This window comes from Legionella sp. 16cNR16C (genome assembly GCF_021297775.1).
Lineage (GTDB): Bacteria > Pseudomonadota > Gammaproteobacteria > Legionellales > Legionellaceae > Legionella_C > Legionella_C quinlivanii_A.
This window is the reverse complement of the sequence record NZ_JAJTMX010000003.1, coordinates 567,783-583,180: the sequence shown is the minus strand read 5'-3', so window position 1 is coordinate 583,180 and position 15,398 is coordinate 567,783. Positions and strand designations below refer to the sequence as shown.

Below are 15,398 nucleotides of genomic sequence, written 5' to 3'. Positions count from 1 at the left end.
AATAATGAACGAAGCCACTACAAATCCAGCGAACGAAGCTCAATTTATGATTCAAAGGGTGTACATGAAAGACAGTTCTTTTGAAACGCCTAATACTCCTGCTGTTTTCCAGCAACAATGGGAACCTGAGTTAACGCTGGATCTGAATACAGAAAATACTGAATTAGAGAAAAACGTGTATGAAGTCGTTCTTACCGTGACTGCTACTGTCAAAAATAAAAACACTACGGCGTTTCTGGCTGAAGTTAAGCAAGCAGGTATTTTTACTATCCAGGGAGCTCCTAAAGAACAATTAGGTCATTTACTCGGAAGTTTCTGCCCAAGTATTCTTTTCCCATATGCCCGCGAAGCAATTACTTCACAAGTTATCCGCGGCAGCTTCCCTCAGCTGGTACTGGCACCCATTAATTTTGATGCCCTGTATATGCAGCAACTGGAAGAGCAAAGCAAATCCAAAGCAGACGAAACAGAAACTACTCATTAATAATGAAAGTTCAAAAAACCATCGCTATATTGGGAGCCGGTTCCTGGGGAACCGCAATCGCTATCCATATAGCGAATACAGGCAGAAACGTCATGCTGTGGGCGCGTAACCCGCAGCATGTTGCTTCCATGCAGACCACTCGCTGCAATCAACGTTATTTGCCCAGCATCAAATTACCTGACAGCTTGCAAGTCACTGATAATCTTCATGAATGTTCTGCATCGGCTGATGAAGTTATTATCGCCGTTCCCTCTCATTCTTTTTCTGAATTGATTCAGCTTATTGACAAACCCGCAAGAGGCATCGCCTGGTTGACCAAGGGGCTTGATCCATCCAGTAATCAATTTCTAAGCCAGATTGTCGCCAATCATTGGGGCGAGGAATTTTCAGTTGCGGCAATTTCAGGTCCTTCCTTTGCAAAAGAAGTCGCTCAGAGCCTGCCGACTGCCCTGACACTGGCGGGTAATAATATTGCCTACCAGGAATCCACTCGGAACCTTCTGCATCATCAGAATCTGCGCGTCTATCTGAGCAATGATTTAATTGGTGTTCAGTTGTGTGGTGCGGTTAAAAATGTTCTTGCTATTGCCTGCGGAATCAGCGATGGACTGCATTTTGGAGCTAATGCCAAAGCAGCGTTAATCACTCGAGGTCTAACGGAAATGCGCCGTCTTGGCAAGGTATTGGGCGCACGTGATGAAAGCTTTATGGGCTTGGCTGGCGTAGGCGATTTGGTCTTAACCTGTACGGATGACCAGTCTCGGAACCGCCGTTTTGGACTGCATCTTGGGCATGGTATTTCCTCACAAGAAGCGGAAAAACTTATTGGACAGGTCGTGGAAGGCAAGCATAATGCCGCACAAATTTGCCTTTTAGCAGATCGCCATCAGGTAGAAATGCCCATCTGTACTGTAGTAAATAGTCTCTTGAAGGGGGAACTCAATCCTCAGCAAGCTGTTCTTCAATTAATGAGCCGCTCTGCTCGAGATGAAGATTGAATCTTTAGTTTTAAAACAATCTATACTTATCCCATTCGTCCTTGCTGCATCGATTACCATTCACTAATAAGGAGATTAATAATGGACCAGCCACAAATTGGAAAATTCTGCTGGAATGAGCTAGCCACGCCTGATGTATCCGCTGCTAAAGAATTTTATGGAAAATTATTAGGATGGCAGTTTACTGAACAAGTAACCGGCGATATGGTTTATAACTTTATTAAAATCCCGGGAAGCGACGATCTGGGTGGAATATGGGGAATCCCTAAAGACAGACAAAACGAAATTCCACCTCACTGGATGGGATATATTCTGGTTGAAGATCTTGAAGATAAACTGGAAAAAGCCACGGAATTAGGAGCCACTGTAAAAATGCCGGTTACGCCTGTCGGTGAAATCGGTTACTTCGCGATCCTCGTGGACCCCACTGGCGCTCATATCGCACTATGGCAAAATAAATAGGATCTGCCCGAAAATGGAGACACTCTAATCCGATTTTACCTAACGTAGGTCGGGCGCTTCGCCCGACGTTTCTTTTCTTAGCTCACTAATTATTGAAATTTGATGAAAATGGAATTGTCGGGCGAAGCGCCCGACTACGTTAGATGTGTTTACCTGGGCCCTGCTGGGATTTGGCTCTGTTCTTCCAAAGATAACTTAATATCATAAACTTCACACAACTCTTTTAATTTCAGATTAAATGGCTCAGCAGAAATTAAAGAGGATTTAATAAAAAATGATTCATCCAAATCTAACTCCTCATTAAATACAGCATCAGACAGGACGTTTATTTTATTACTGCAATCAGCGCACTGTTCCTCAGCAGTAAAAATCTCTTTTCCCTCATATGGTTCCAACAGTAATTTAATACTGTCCTTCATTTCCGAACTAAGATGCCAGGGATTGCTTCTATAATATATATCATCTGCATAACATTGATCATTGTAATACTTGGCAGCTAATAAAGTGCCAATCACAACTTTAAACTGCTCCTCCTGATTCAGATTGGCATCATCTAATAACTCCAATCCTCTTTTTAAATACTCTCGACTATAGCTTTTAAACGGTTTTATCTGAACATACCCCTGATAAATATAAGCGCAGTTCGTCATGCACTGATTCAATATTTTCTTTGCCATATCTATAAACAGCAGACCATCCGTACAATGTGTAACTTCTGCATATTGGTCGCTGACCGACTTTAATTTTTGCCAAAATCCCATTTAAAATCCTTTGATAAAGTTAATCATGAATTATATACCCGCTCGACTAGTGTAGGTCGGGCGCTTCGCCCGACATTTCATTCTTTATCAAATTTAAATAGTGTTCAGTGTGATTTCAATGAGCTGAGAAAGGAAACATCGAGCGAAGCGCTAAACCTACGTGTGCTTAAGATTTATATGGTGCCCAGGGCCGGAGTCGAACCGGCACGGGATTTAACTCCCGAGGGATTTTAAGTCCCTTGCGTCTACCTGTTTCGCCACCTGGGCATTTTTGTGGAGGCTGAGGCCGGAATCGAACCGGCGTACACGGCTTTGCAGGCCGCTGCATGACCACTCTGCCACACAGCCTTATTTTCTTTTGAAAAAAAAAGCGACATATTAGGTCGCTTTGAATTTGGAGCGGGAAACGAGACTCGAACTCGCGACCCCAACCTTGGCAAGGTTGTGCTCTACCAACTGAGCTATTCCCGCGTCTTTATGTGAAGCATTTTACCGAAAATTGATTCGCTGTCAACACATAAATTTAACTTTTTTTAGTTAATTCTGGCCATGCTATGGACAAATAAATAACCATTGACCATATGGTCAAAATGGCGGCCACATAAAGCAAAATGAAACCAAATAATCCCCACCAGGACTGAGTCGGATCAAAGGCTACCAGTAAAACCAGCGCCGCCATTTGCAGTGTGGTTTTAACCTTGCCAATATAACTTACTGTGACACTGGCTCGACTGCCAACCTCTGCCATCCATTCACGAAGCGCAGAGATCACGATTTCTCTGCCTACAATAACGATGGCAGGCAATGTGATGTAATCGACATCCCTCGCTCCAACGAGCAAAAGGAGCGTACAGGCAACCAGTAATTTATCAGCAACAGGATCAAGAAAAGCCCCGAATGGCGACATCAATTTCATCCTACGGGCGACATAACCATCCAGCCAGTCAGTAAATCCGGCTAGAGCAAAAATAATAGCCGCCAACCCCCTCGACCAGGCGAAAGGCAGATAAAATACAATAATAAAAACCGGAATCAGCACTATCCGAAACAACGTCAACATATTGGGTAAACTGGTTAGATTACTCACGACATCAATCCTTTTGGGGCAGTTGAAGAAAATCTGCAACCAGCTGGTAATCATCAAATACGGCCAGTGCACCTGATTGCTCTAATAACTCCGGATGCTGGTGGTAGAAATCAACCCCAATCACATCAACTTGTAAACTTTTTGCCATTTCCATATCAGTGGGTGAATCTCCTATCATCAGCGTCTCGCTCGCAGTGACTCCAAAATCCTGCAAAATTTCCCTAAGCATTTCGGGATGCGGTTTGGATGGGAGGCTGCCTGCCGATTTTGTTACAATAAAATATTTTTCAAGCCCGGTGCTTTGCAGCGCCTTATGTAAACTTTGCTGTCCCTTGTTGGTGGCAATTGCAAGAAAAACGCCTTCTTCACTCAAGCGTCTGATTAGGTCAAGGACACCCGGGATCAAATAAACTTCTGCATGCCGCGTGTATAGTTTGCTTTGAACAGCCTCCAGCAATTCTTCCATCTGCTCCGTACTTAAATGAGGGAATACTTTTTTAGTCGCCTTAACCAGACCAAGGTTTACATTTTCCCTTGCAATTTCAGGATTTAACTCCCCAAAATTCAGGCGCTTTGCTTCACTGGCCACATAATCGATAATCTGCCCCAGAGTGTCGCTGATTGTCCCTTCCCAGTCGAAGACGACCAGACGATATCGCTTACTCATGAATACCACACTCCCGTGTACGTAAAAATTTTAATGTTTGACTAAATTGCTCATCCAATTCAGCTTCAAAGCAAAGTTTTTTATCCTTCAGATTAAATTGAATTGCGCGCGCATGCAAATATAGTCGAGAACGATCCTGAATGAAATCATAGGACAAACGTCTGCCGCCATATTTTTCATCCCCAGCGATTGGGTGTTTAATATGTGCGCTATGTACCCTGATCTGATGCGTGCGGCCTGTTTTGGGCGAAGCCTCTATCCAACAGGCATCTGTATAGTTCTCCAATAATCTGAAAGTCGTTTGCGAGGGCTTGCCTTCCGGATGCACGACAACCACACGCTCGCCTGATTGCAGATTATTTTTCTTTAAAGGGGCATCGACCAGAATCTTTTTTTCATCAGCCCAGCTATTTTGAAGAAGTGCCCAATAAATTTTCTTCACCTCTCTGCTTTCCAATTGTGCCTGAATCAATCGGAGAGCACTTCTTTTTTTGGCCAGCAAAAGACAGCCTGAAGTCTCTCTATCCAGACGATGAACCAGTTCGAGATAATGCAGATCGGTCCGAATTTTTCGCAAAGCCTCGATGACTCCCAGATTTAAACCGCTTCCGCCGTGAACGGCGATACCCGCCGGCTTGTTAATTACAAGCAGTTCACTGTCTTCATAAATAATACTTTTTCTCAGGCGCTGCTCCATCCTGTCGCCGACAAAAATCTCTTTTTCCTGGCTTACACGCACAGGCGGAATACGGAGAATATCGCCCTCTTTCAAGCGGCTGGATGCTTCTGCTCTTTTCTTGTTGATGCGTACTTCCCCAGAACGAATGATACGATAGATATGACTCTTGGGAACTCCTTTTAATACCCTCATCAGATAATTGTCGAGACGCTGCCCCTCTTCATTGGCAGTGACTTCCAGATAGCGTACATCATTCATTCTCAATAACCTATTTGCTGTGGCAGTTTTTTTTGCTAAAATGCTAGGCGTCGGAAAAAAAATATTTCGACGACCGAATTATACCGTATAATGACTAAAAAGTTTAATTGCCGATAAAAATCGGCACACTTACGATAAATAAAATGCGCTTCCCTTAGGTTAATGATATGAAGGAAGTAAACCCGGTATTAAGAGTCATAAACTGAGAACTCACCGGATACCTGCGCATGTGAGACATGTGTGTAGATGTAAAACGACTTGAATATTAGAGTCAAGGCTATGTTACGCTATTCTGAAGTAAACACCTGCTCTGCGTAAACAGTCCTTTAAATACAAGCACTTACATGCACCATTGATTGAATGGTAACTTGCGTACGGTCTGAATTTAGTAATATTGGGAAATGCTTAATAAATTTTGTTTGGTTAAAGAGACGTAAATCCGGGATCTGTTGATTTGACAAAGTAACTTACTGTTACTATTCAATGCCATCATCCCTGTCCAGTACTGCCATACGAACTAATGATTAGTGTTCGTTTGCTGTACTTTGCCTGTACCGGGCGTGAAACGTTTAACGAACAAAAAGATCCTGCACTGTCGTTCTGCTTAAGTGTTGCGCCCTCAACGGGGTGTGTGATGGAGAAAATGTTAATAAATGCGACTCAAACTGAGGAAGTTCGAGTTGCCCTGATAAAAGATAATTACCTGTTTGATTTGGACATTGATTGCCCAACAGAAGTCAAAAAGAAAGGAAACATCTACAAAGCGGTTGTAACTCGTCGTGAACCAAGTCTTGATGCCGTTTTTGTGGAATATGGTGCAAAACGACAAGGGTTCCTGCCACTAAAAGAAATTGCTCCCGAGTATCTGAGTAAAAATCCTGAAGAATTTGGTGAAGATCGTCCTCCAATTACCTCATTAATTCGCGAAAACCAGGAGCTACTGGTTCAGGTGGATAAAGAAGAACGCGGCGGCAAAGGGGCAGCACTCACTACATTCATTACTTTAGCAGGCTGTTATCTGGTTCTGATGCCGAATAATCCAAATTCTGGCGGTATTTCGCGTCGCATCGAAGGCGATGACCGTGATGAACTGAAGGAAACACTCAACGCCCTGGAATTGCCGGAAGGAATGGGCTTAATCATTCGGACAGCAGGTGTTGGCAAAGGCCAGGATGAATTGCAGGCTGATCTTGATATGCTGTGCAATCAGTGGCAAGCCATTAATCAGGCCTATACTAATCAACTGGCTCCTTGCCTGATTCATCAGGAAGGTGATGTGATTATTCGCTCAATTCGCGATAATCTCAGAAAATCGATTTCTGAAATCATCATTGATGATCAGATTTCCTATGTTAAGGCAAAACAATACATTGAGCAGGTTAAACCTGATTTCTTACCCAATGTTAAACTGTATAACAACAATATCCCTCTGTTTAACTATTATCAGATTGAAAGTCAGATAGAAACGGCTTACCAGCGTGAAGTACCCCTGCCCTCCGGCGGCTCTCTGGTTATCGATCGCACTGAAGCGCTGGTGTCCATTGATGTTAACTCAGCCAAGGCGACCAGTGGCGCCGATATTGAAACAACTGCATTAAATACCAATCTCGAAGCAGCCAATGAGATTGCACGTCAGTTACGTTTACGCGATCTCGGTGGTCTGGTAGTCATCGACTTCATCGATATGAACTCCAGCAAGAACCAGCGTGACGTGGAAAATGAGTTAAAAGAAGCATTAAAAACCGATCGTGCAAGGATTCAGGTGGGCCGGATTTCTCGCTTCGGTTTACTGGAAATGTCCCGCCAGCGTTTGAGACTTTCTTTGGGAGAAACCGCCCAGGAAGTTTGTCCGCGCTGCGAAGGACGTGGTACTGTCAGAAATATTCAGTCGCATGGTTTATCTATCGTACGTCTTATCGAAGAAGAAGCATTGAAGGATAAAACGGCGGAAGTTCATGTTCAGGTGCCCGTTGAAATGGCGACCTTTCTCATTAATGAGAAGCGTGAATTTATTCTGCATATCGAAAAACGTCATGGGGTTAAAATTATCGTTATTGCTAACCCTTACATGCAAACACCTCAATATAACATCACGCGTCTCAAAGAAGATAATGTGGGCAAGAACAAGAAACCCAGTTATTCAATGATTCAACAGCCCGAATTAACGCTTGTGCGCGATGAGCAGGATGCTGTAAGAGACGAACCTGCTGTTAAAGCCTTTGCCGTAGCAAGTAGTTCAAGAGCGCCTCAGACCAGCTTTATCAAGCGTTTGTGGACAAGCCTTTTTGGTGGTTCGGATGAGACATCCAAACAACCTGCTGCCAAAACTGAGCCCAAACAGACCCGTCAGCAACATCCTCGTCAGCAAAATACCAGAGCTGGAAATAGTAGTGAGAAGCGACAAGGCGGCTCGCCTTCTCGCAGAAGACGTTCACCTGGTAATCAGCAACGTCAGGCTTCCGGTGCGAATATGCAGCGCAAAAAAGGCGGCAATCAGCAACAACAATCCGGTGCACGAGTCGTTCCTTTAAAAACCGATGCAAACTCGGGAAAAAGAAAGGATAAAGAACAAGTCACCAATAGAGAACACAGCGATAACTGATTGACGCTGTCCATATCTCTGCTCAAGAAGCCTTTCTCTCTACCTGGGAGAAGGGCTTTTTTATTTGGAATAATCTTATCGCTATAATTATCAGGCACGCGAGAAATCAAAACTCAAAACGGAGGCTATTTCAGTCTGCTGCAAGGCCAGCATGATCAGGCGGTCCACACCCAAAGCCACTCCGCTGCAGGCTGGCAACCCATGCGCTAATGCGGCAAGGAATAAAGGATCAATGGGTGGGAGTTCCAGATTGAGCCTTTCTCGCTGAGCCACATCCTGTTCAAAGCGCTGTCTTTGCTTTTCAATATCCAGCAACTCATGAAAACCGTTCGCTAACTCCATTCCCCGGTAGTAAAACTCAAATCGCTCGGCGCGCCCGTTGTTGACCTGGGCTAATGCAGCCTGTGAAACCGGGAAATCATAGATAACGACTGGCGCAGCACTACTTGCTAAAGCCGGTTCAATGACATGGCTCATTAATAAAAACAGATATTGGTCAGGATCACGCTCATCCTTGGCCAGCACATAATCCAGCTCAAATTGTTTTAGGCAATGACGGTAATCAGTGATACTTGCCGCAAATGGATCAACTGCGCATAGTTCCACAAAAACCTGTTGATAGGTTTTACGGATTGCAGGAGGGCAATTTATAATCGTTTGCAAGAGCTCATCAACTTCCTGTATTAAGGCATGATGATCTATATCCAGCTGATACCACTCCAGCATAGTGAACTCAGGGTTGTGGTGTCGGCCAAATTCATCATCACGATAAGCTTTAGCCATTTGGAAAATCGGACCGCTGCCGGCTGCCAGAAGCCGTTTCATATGATATTCAGGGGAGGTTTGCAGATAGTAGATCTGATTGCGAAATATCGCTTTGATATTGCTTAAATACACGTCAGTGATGCCACAGCGAGCCATTGCGGGCGTTTCTACTTCCAGGTAACCGCGTTGGTTGAAAAAACTGCGGATATTATTAATAATTGCGGCCCTTTGTCTTAAGAGATCAATTGAGGTGGAGGGCTGCCATTGTTCAGGAAGATGCATGGAATGACCTTATAAATAATGATTTGATGGAATACCTTGATACATATGGATTTCCGTGAAGAGGAATGGGTGTCAGCTTGAGAACATCCCCTCTCCCAAGTTTGGGAGAGGGCTAGGGTGAGGGTTGATTTAAATCCTTCTCTCTAACTCTCTCCCTGAGGGAGAGAGGACTTTCTTTTAGGGGTATTAATAAAATATACCCAGTTCCAATCTTGCCGCTTCAGTCATCCGTTCCTGGGTCCAGGGTGGATCCCATACTAATTCAACGGTGCAGTCGCTGATACCTTCTACACGATTCACGGCCTGTTCTACTGTACCCGGGAATGTCTGGGCGACTGGACAGCCGGGAGTAGTCAGTGTCATTTTGACATGAGCATGGTGCTCATCATCGATTTCAATATCATAGATCAAACCGAGATCATAAATATTCACAGGAATTTCCGGATCGAATACGGTCTTCAACTCGCTAATCACCAGCTCTTTAAGTTGCTCCTGCTCAGGTTTTTTTTTAAATCCGAACATCGTTTTTACTCCGTACTCACCGTCGATCTGCTTTGCTTTAAGGCTGCTTCGAGAGTATGCCAGGCCAGGGTGGCGCATTTAACACGGGCGGGAAAAGCGCGCACACCCGCTAAAACTGTCAATTTATCTAAAGCCGCCCATTCATTGGATTCATCACTGGTGACCATATGATGAAAACGCTGAAATAAATGATGGGCTTCCTCAATGGATTTGCCTCGTAAAGCTTCTGTCATTAATGAAGCAGAGGCTTGAGAAATTGCACAGCCGCAACCGACAAAGCTAAGCGCTTCCACCACTTCATTTTCGATTTTGACATAAAGTGTTAACTTGTCTCCGCATAGAGGATTAAATCCATTGGCCTGCGCAGTCGCCTCTTCCATCGCATAATGATTGCGAGGATTACGGTTATGATCGATTATGATTTCCTGATATAACTCTCTTAGTTCCGTATTCATGCAAATACCTCTTTGACTTTTTTCAAAGCATGAATGCAGCGATCAATTTCCTCAATCGTATTATAAAAGGAAAGGGAAATGCGGGTAGTCGCTGCAATATCAAAAAAGTCCATTAAAGGCATTGCACAATGGTGACCGCTGCGAATGGCAATTCCCTCACTATCCAGAATAGTGCCGATATCATGAGAATGTATTTTCCCATGAACAAAAGAAATAATAGGCACTTTATGTTTCGCTGTACCTACGATATTAAAGCCTTTAAGTGCTTTAATCTCCTCAGTCGCATAAGCTAGCAAGTAGCTTTCATAGGCAAGTACCGCATCCATATCGAGTGACCACAGATAATCGATTGTCGCACCTAAACCAATTGCTCCTGAAATATTGGGGGTTCCCGCTTCAAATTTATGCGGCAGTTGAGCATAATCGCTGGCTTCAAATGTTACATAATTAATCATTTCTCCGCCGCCCTGATAGGGCCCCATATCATCCAGTAAATGCTCTTTTCCCCATAGCACACCGATGCCAGTCGGCCCATACATCTTGTGGCCTGAGAACGCATAGAAATCGCAATTCAAATCCTGGACATTGATAGGCAGATGAGCAGAGGCCTGGGCGCCATCCAATAAGACCAAAGCTCCTTTGGCATGGGCCATTTCAATCATCTTCTTAACCGGGTTGATAGTACCCAAGGCATTGGAAGCATAGCTTATTGAGACGAATTTGGTGTTATCAGTTAATAGCCGCTCATATTCATCCAATAGCACTTCACCATCATAGGAAATAGGAGCAACTGTTAATTTTGCGCCTGTTTTTTTGCAAACCATTTGCCAGGGTACAATATTGGAGTGATGCTCCATATGGGTGATAAGAATTTCCTCTCCTGGCATTATCCTCGGTGCGACAAAACTTTGAGCTACCAGATTAATTGCCTCGGTTGTACCGCGTACGAATATACATTCTCTCAAGCTTTTAGCATGGATAAAGCGCTGAACCTTGCCGCGAGCTACTTCGTATTGCTGTGTGGCGCGGGCACTGAGGGCATGAACCCCTCGATGAACATTCGCATTATCGTTTGTATAATAATCAGTAAGTGACTGAATCACAGACTTTGGTTTTTGCGTTGTCGCAGCATTGTCAAAATAAACCAGCGGATGCTCATTCACATTTTGATGTAAAATAGGGAAATCATTCCGGATTTGGGCCACATTGAACGTGTCAATCAGAGTATTTGCATCAGGCATGAGTTTCCTCCAATTGCTGATTAATCAAATTGCCTATCCACTCAGCGGCAGGGCGATAAGCTATCAGCTTCAAATTTTCGGCAGCAAAAGCCTGAATCAGATAACGGCTGGCTTCCTGCCGTCCAATGCCACGCGTTGCCAGATAAAATAAGGCGTCCTCATCCAATTGCCCCACTGTGGCACCGTGTGAACAAATTACATCGTCCGCAAAAATTTCCAGCTGCGGCTTGGTATTCACTTCAGACTGTCCGCTGAGTAATAAATTTTTATTCTGCTGTTGGGCTTCCGTTTGCTGAGCGCCCGGAGCAACAATCACCTTGCCGTTAAATACCGCCCGGGATTTGCCTGACAAAATGCCTTTATAATCCTGAGTGCTGCGGCATTCAGGCATAATATGATTCACTACGGTGTGATGATCAATATGCTGATTATCGCCGGGAATATAAATACCGTTCATTAAACAGGCAGCCTGTGGTTCTTTCATTGCAATATTGATATCGCTGCGCACTAATCGTCCACCCAGACTTAAGGAATGGCTTTTAAACTCACTGGCACAGGCCTGCTGCACAGACAAATGACCAATGTGAAAAGCCTTTCTGCTTTCCTGCTGGATTTTATAATGAGTTAAATCAGCTTGTTCTGATAAATAAACTTCAGTCCTCTGATTGTTTAAATAAACACAATCCTTTTTACCCTGATAAGATTCCACGACCACCGCAGAGGCATTCTGCTCAAGAATAATAAGAGTACGCGAATGCACAGCAAGCTCACTTATATCCTGCCAGTAATTAATAACCAGCGGTTCTTCGAGTTTTACGTTTGCGGGAATATAGATAAACAGACCACTGTTTAAACTGGCCGTATTTAAAGCCTGAAAACCATGTTCAAAATGCGTCTGTTTTAAATAGGCATTCACCCGTTCAGGCTGTTCCTGGATGATTGTCAGAAGGGATTCCACAATAACGCCCTTTTCACGCAACTGCAAAATGGCTTCAGAATTATAAAATAAACCATTATTCAGACCACAGTGAATACCAAACTCAGGTGTGGGAACCACAGACTGTTCGGCATTCCCAGGCAGTTCAGAATGAAATTCATACTGCAGCAGCGGATCAACCAGCGTGTATTTCCATTCCTCATGATGTCTGGTAGGAAATCCCAGGCGTCGGAACTCCTGCAAAGCATGCTGCTGAACTTCTGCCAATGCGGGCAATGATGCCGGTTTATTCTTGATTTGTGATTGATAAAACTCGACTATTGCACTCATGGCTATACCGTCTCCTCGAGCCAGCTATAGCCTTTTTTCTCCAGCTCCAGCGCCAGATTTTTATCACCTGATTTAATAATTCGTCCATTGGCCAGGACATGGATAAAATCAGGCTCAATATAATCCAGTAATCTTTGATAGTGTGTAACGAGAATTATCGCTCTATCCGGTGAACGCATGGCGTTAACTCCTTGGGAGATAATCCGTAAGGCATCAATATCCAAACCGGAATCAGTTTCATCAAGAATGGCCAGCTTAGGCTCTAAAGCTGCCATTTGTAAAATCTCATTGCGCTTTTTCTCACCACCTGAAAAACCTTCGTTAATACTGCGATAAAGAAAACTCTCATCCATATCCAGCAATTGGCATTTTTCACGAATAAAGCTTAGAAAATCGATCGCATCAAAGGTTGGCTTACCCAGACCCTTTCTGACAGCGTTGACCGACGCTTTCAGAAAATTAATATTGGTAACGCCTGGAATTTCCACTGGGTATTGAAACGACATAAAAATACCGGATTGGGCTCTTTGTTCCGGCGAAAGCGGTAATAGATCCTGCCCCGCATACTGGATTTCTCCATCGGTGACGGTGTAAGCAGGATGACCGGCCAATACTTTGGATAAAGTGCTTTTTCCAGAGCCATTAGGACCCATAATGGCATGCACTTCCCCAGCTTTGACCTGCAAATCAATCCCTTTTAAAATTGGTTGAGAATTGATGGCCACATTAAGATTTTTTATTTCTAACATATTAACCTACTGCCCCTTCCAGACTAATACCTAATAATTTGGTTGCTTCAACCGCAAATTCCATAGGTAGTTCTTTTAAAACCTGTTTACAGAAACCATTAACAATCATCGATACGGCATCTTCCGTATCAATGCCGCGTTGCTGGCAATAAAATAATTGCTCTTCACTAATTTTTGAGGTGGTTGCTTCATGCTCAATCTGAGCACTGGGATTTTTAACCTCAATATAGGGAAAGGTATGAGCTGAACAATGGCTGCCCATTAGCATGGAATCGCATTGCGTGAAATTTCTGGCATTAGTCGCCGTGGGCGCAATACGCACTAATCCACGATAGGCATTATGGGCATGGCCTGCGCTAATGCCTTTGGCAATAATAGTTGAGCGGGTATTTTTGCCCAGATGAATCATTTTGGTTCCAGTGTCCGCCTGCTGAAAATTGTTCGTTAAGGCAACGGAATAAAACTCACCTACTGAATCATCTCCCTGAAGAATGACACTTGGATATTTCCAGGTAATTGCCGAACCGGTTTCAATTTGCGTCCAGGAAATTTTTGAGCGCTTACCGCGGCAAGCTCCACGCTTGGTTACAAAATTATAAATGCCCCCTTTTCCTTCTTTATCACCGGGATACCAGTTTTGTACGGTTGAGTACTTAATCTGGGCCCCTTCAAGAGCAACCAGCTCCACCACAGCGGCATGCAGTTGATTTTCATCGCGCATCGGTGCCGTGCAGCCTTCCAGATAGGAAACGTAGCTGTGATCATCAGCAATAATCAAGGTACGCTCAAACTGACCCGTTGATGCAGCATTGATTCGGAAATAAGTGGATAATTCCATGGGGCAGCGAACACCTTTGGGAATATAGACAAAGGAGCCGTCGCTAAATACAGCGGAATTAAGCGCTGCATAGAAATTATCTCGGTAAGAAACAACCGAGCCCAGGTATTGCTTAACCAGATCAGGATAAAGATGAACAGCTTCTGAAAGCGGGCAGAAAATAACCCCTACTTCGGCTAGTTTGGCTTTAAACGTCGTGGCGACAGAAACACTATCGAACACCGCGTCTACCGCGACTCCCGCGAGCATTTCCTGCTCACGTAAAGGGATCCCCAGTTTTTCATAAGTTCGCAGTAACTCCGGATCGACCTCATCCAGGCTTTTAGGAGCATCTTTTTTTGACTTGGGTGCAGAATAATAGGATATCGCCTGATAATCCACCGGCGGATAACGAACACTTGACCACTCGGGATGGGTCATGGTTTTCCAGTGAGCAAAAGCCTTTAAACGCCAATCCAGCATAAACTGAGGCTCGTTTTTGATGGCTGACAACCGGCGAATAATCTCTTCGTTTAATCCAGGCTCAAACGTTTCCACCTCAATATCGGTCACGAAACCATGTTCATATTCCCTTTCCAGAAGGGCTGTAATTTGTTCATTGCTTTTAGCCACGACTTACTCCACTCGCTAACTGCTTGATGCGGTCAATTTCAATACTTTGCAATGTTGGTTTGGCCAAAACCTCCAGGCTGACACTGTCCAGAGCTGCTTCGATTGCCTGGCTAATCAGGCGCCAATTACCCTGAATATGACAAAAGCCTTGTAATGAGCATTCATTCGGTTGCAAACTGCATTCAATCAAGCCGCGCTGCTCTTCTAATGCGTAAATAATCTGAGCCACTGAAATTTCACTCGCGGGTCTCTGCAGTCGATAACCACCGCTGACCCCCCTGACAGAAATTAATAATCCCGCGGCCGTCAGACGTTTTAGCAATTTACTGACCGTCGGTATACTCAAATGAGTATTTTGGGCTATATCCCTGGCATTACAAAGCTGACCCGGCGATTTTGCCAGATGAACCATGACTACTGTTCCATAATCGGCCAATTTGCTGATGCGCAGCATAGCACCCCCACATCAAATAATCTAGTACTAAATCAGTCTGATTTATTCCTCATCATTAAGTATAACATGAACTTGCTTATATAGTACTAATTCAGTTCTATTTAGAAAACAGTGGCGTATTCTAGCGAAAACTTCTGACAGTCTCAATAAGGTTTATGGATTTGACAAACAATTGCAGTGCCGCTTAGTTATCCGGCATTGCAATGATAATTATC

General features: G+C 44.1%; 16 protein-coding genes and 3 tRNA genes. 4 read left to right on the top strand and 15 right to left on the bottom strand.

From position 1 onward, the window contains the following. The first annotated feature begins 4 nt into the window (after nt 1–4). From secB to LXA66_RS12695, 3 genes are all read left to right on the top strand, one after another. Nucleotides 5–484 (top strand): protein-export chaperone SecB, encoded by a 480-nt coding sequence (secB, locus tag LXA66_RS12705; RefSeq protein ID WP_058507721.1) that lies wholly within the window; start codon nt 5–7, stop codon nt 482–484. A gap of 2 nt (nt 485–486) precedes the next feature. Next, nucleotides 487–1,482, top strand: coding sequence for an NAD(P)H-dependent glycerol-3-phosphate dehydrogenase (locus tag LXA66_RS12700; protein WP_233013434.1), 996 nt, complete (start codon nt 487–489; stop codon nt 1,480–1,482). Nucleotides 1,483–1,563: 81 nt separating this feature from the next. Continuing rightward, nucleotides 1,564–1,944, top strand: coding sequence for a VOC family protein (locus tag LXA66_RS12695; protein ID WP_233013433.1), 381 nt, complete (start codon nt 1,564–1,566; stop codon nt 1,942–1,944). Nucleotides 1,945–2,093: 149 nt separating this feature from the next. Here LXA66_RS12695 and LXA66_RS12690 read toward each other — a convergent pair whose 3' ends face one another. From LXA66_RS12690 to LXA66_RS12660, 7 genes are all read right to left on the bottom strand, one after another. Continuing rightward, nucleotides 2,094–2,705, bottom strand: a complete 612-nt coding sequence (locus LXA66_RS12690; protein ID WP_233013432.1) for a hypothetical protein — start codon at nt 2,703–2,705, stop codon at nt 2,094–2,096. Nucleotides 2,706–2,883: 178 nt separating this feature from the next. After that, nucleotides 2,884–2,972 (bottom strand) — tRNA-Leu (locus LXA66_RS12685). A gap of 7 nt (nt 2,973–2,979) precedes the next feature. Beyond that, nucleotides 2,980–3,053 (bottom strand) — tRNA-Cys (locus LXA66_RS12680). Between the two features lie 47 nt (nt 3,054–3,100). Beyond that, nucleotides 3,101–3,176, bottom strand: a tRNA-Gly gene (locus tag LXA66_RS12675). Between the two features lie 52 nt (nt 3,177–3,228). Further along, nucleotides 3,229–3,792, bottom strand: coding sequence for a CDP-diacylglycerol--glycerol-3-phosphate 3-phosphatidyltransferase (gene pgsA / locus LXA66_RS12670; RefSeq protein WP_233013431.1), 564 nt, complete (start codon nt 3,790–3,792; stop codon nt 3,229–3,231). 4 nt (nt 3,793–3,796) lie between these two features. Beyond that, nucleotides 3,797–4,459, bottom strand: coding sequence for an HAD family hydrolase (locus tag LXA66_RS12665; RefSeq protein WP_133140135.1), 663 nt, complete (start codon nt 4,457–4,459; stop codon nt 3,797–3,799). Next, complete coding sequence (locus LXA66_RS12660) at nt 4,452–5,396, bottom strand: RluA family pseudouridine synthase (RefSeq protein WP_112220648.1); 945 nt, start codon at nt 5,394–5,396, stop codon at nt 4,452–4,454. The genes LXA66_RS12665 and LXA66_RS12660 overlap by 8 nt, the downstream gene beginning before the upstream one ends. Nucleotides 5,397–6,030: 634 nt before the next feature. Here LXA66_RS12660 and LXA66_RS12655 point away from each other — a divergent pair. Next, nucleotides 6,031–7,998, top strand: a complete 1,968-nt coding sequence (locus LXA66_RS12655) for an Rne/Rng family ribonuclease (protein ID WP_233013950.1) — start codon at nt 6,031–6,033, stop codon at nt 7,996–7,998. A 90-nt stretch (nt 7,999–8,088) separates the two neighbouring features. Here LXA66_RS12655 and epmA read toward each other — a convergent pair whose 3' ends face one another. The 8 genes from epmA to LXA66_RS12615 all read right to left on the bottom strand — a co-directional run bounded on the left by epmA (nt 8,089) and on the right by LXA66_RS12615 (nt 15,183). Further along, a complete protein-coding gene (gene epmA, locus LXA66_RS12650) occupies nt 8,089–9,045 on the bottom strand; it encodes an elongation factor P--(R)-beta-lysine ligase (RefSeq protein ID WP_233013430.1) in 957 nt (318 codons plus the stop codon). A gap of 186 nt (nt 9,046–9,231) precedes the next feature. After that, a complete protein-coding gene (locus LXA66_RS12645) occupies nt 9,232–9,567 on the bottom strand; it encodes an SUF system Fe-S cluster assembly protein (protein ID WP_058507730.1) in 336 nt (111 codons plus the stop codon). Between the two features lie 5 nt (nt 9,568–9,572). After that, on the bottom strand, nt 9,573–10,022 hold the full coding sequence (sufU, locus tag LXA66_RS12640; RefSeq protein WP_112220651.1) for a Fe-S cluster assembly sulfur transfer protein SufU: 450 nt from the start codon (nt 10,020–10,022) through the stop codon (nt 9,573–9,575). After that, the gene (locus tag LXA66_RS12635) at nt 10,019–11,263 is read right to left on the bottom strand and encodes a cysteine desulfurase (RefSeq protein ID WP_233013429.1); all 1,245 of its coding nucleotides are present in this window, start codon (nt 11,261–11,263) and stop codon (nt 10,019–10,021) included. The genes sufU and LXA66_RS12635 overlap by 4 nt, the downstream gene beginning before the upstream one ends. Continuing rightward, nucleotides 11,256–12,530, bottom strand: coding sequence for a Fe-S cluster assembly protein SufD (gene sufD, locus LXA66_RS12630; protein WP_233013428.1), 1,275 nt, complete (start codon nt 12,528–12,530; stop codon nt 11,256–11,258). The genes LXA66_RS12635 and sufD overlap by 8 nt, the downstream gene beginning before the upstream one ends. Before the next feature lie 2 nt (nt 12,531–12,532). Further along, complete coding sequence (sufC, locus tag LXA66_RS12625) at nt 12,533–13,279, bottom strand: Fe-S cluster assembly ATPase SufC (RefSeq protein ID WP_112220654.1); 747 nt, start codon at nt 13,277–13,279, stop codon at nt 12,533–12,535. Nucleotide 13,280: 1 nt separating this feature from the next. Continuing rightward, the gene (gene sufB / locus LXA66_RS12620; protein WP_233013427.1) at nt 13,281–14,729 is read right to left on the bottom strand and encodes a Fe-S cluster assembly protein SufB; all 1,449 of its coding nucleotides are present in this window, start codon (nt 14,727–14,729) and stop codon (nt 13,281–13,283) included. Next, nucleotides 14,722–15,183 carry an SUF system Fe-S cluster assembly regulator gene (locus LXA66_RS12615; RefSeq protein ID WP_112220656.1) on the bottom strand — a complete coding sequence of 154 codons (462 nt, stop codon included), beginning with the start codon at nt 15,181–15,183 and terminating at the stop codon, nt 14,722–14,724. The genes sufB and LXA66_RS12615 overlap by 8 nt, the downstream gene beginning before the upstream one ends. Nucleotides 15,184–15,398 lie beyond the last annotated feature (215 nt).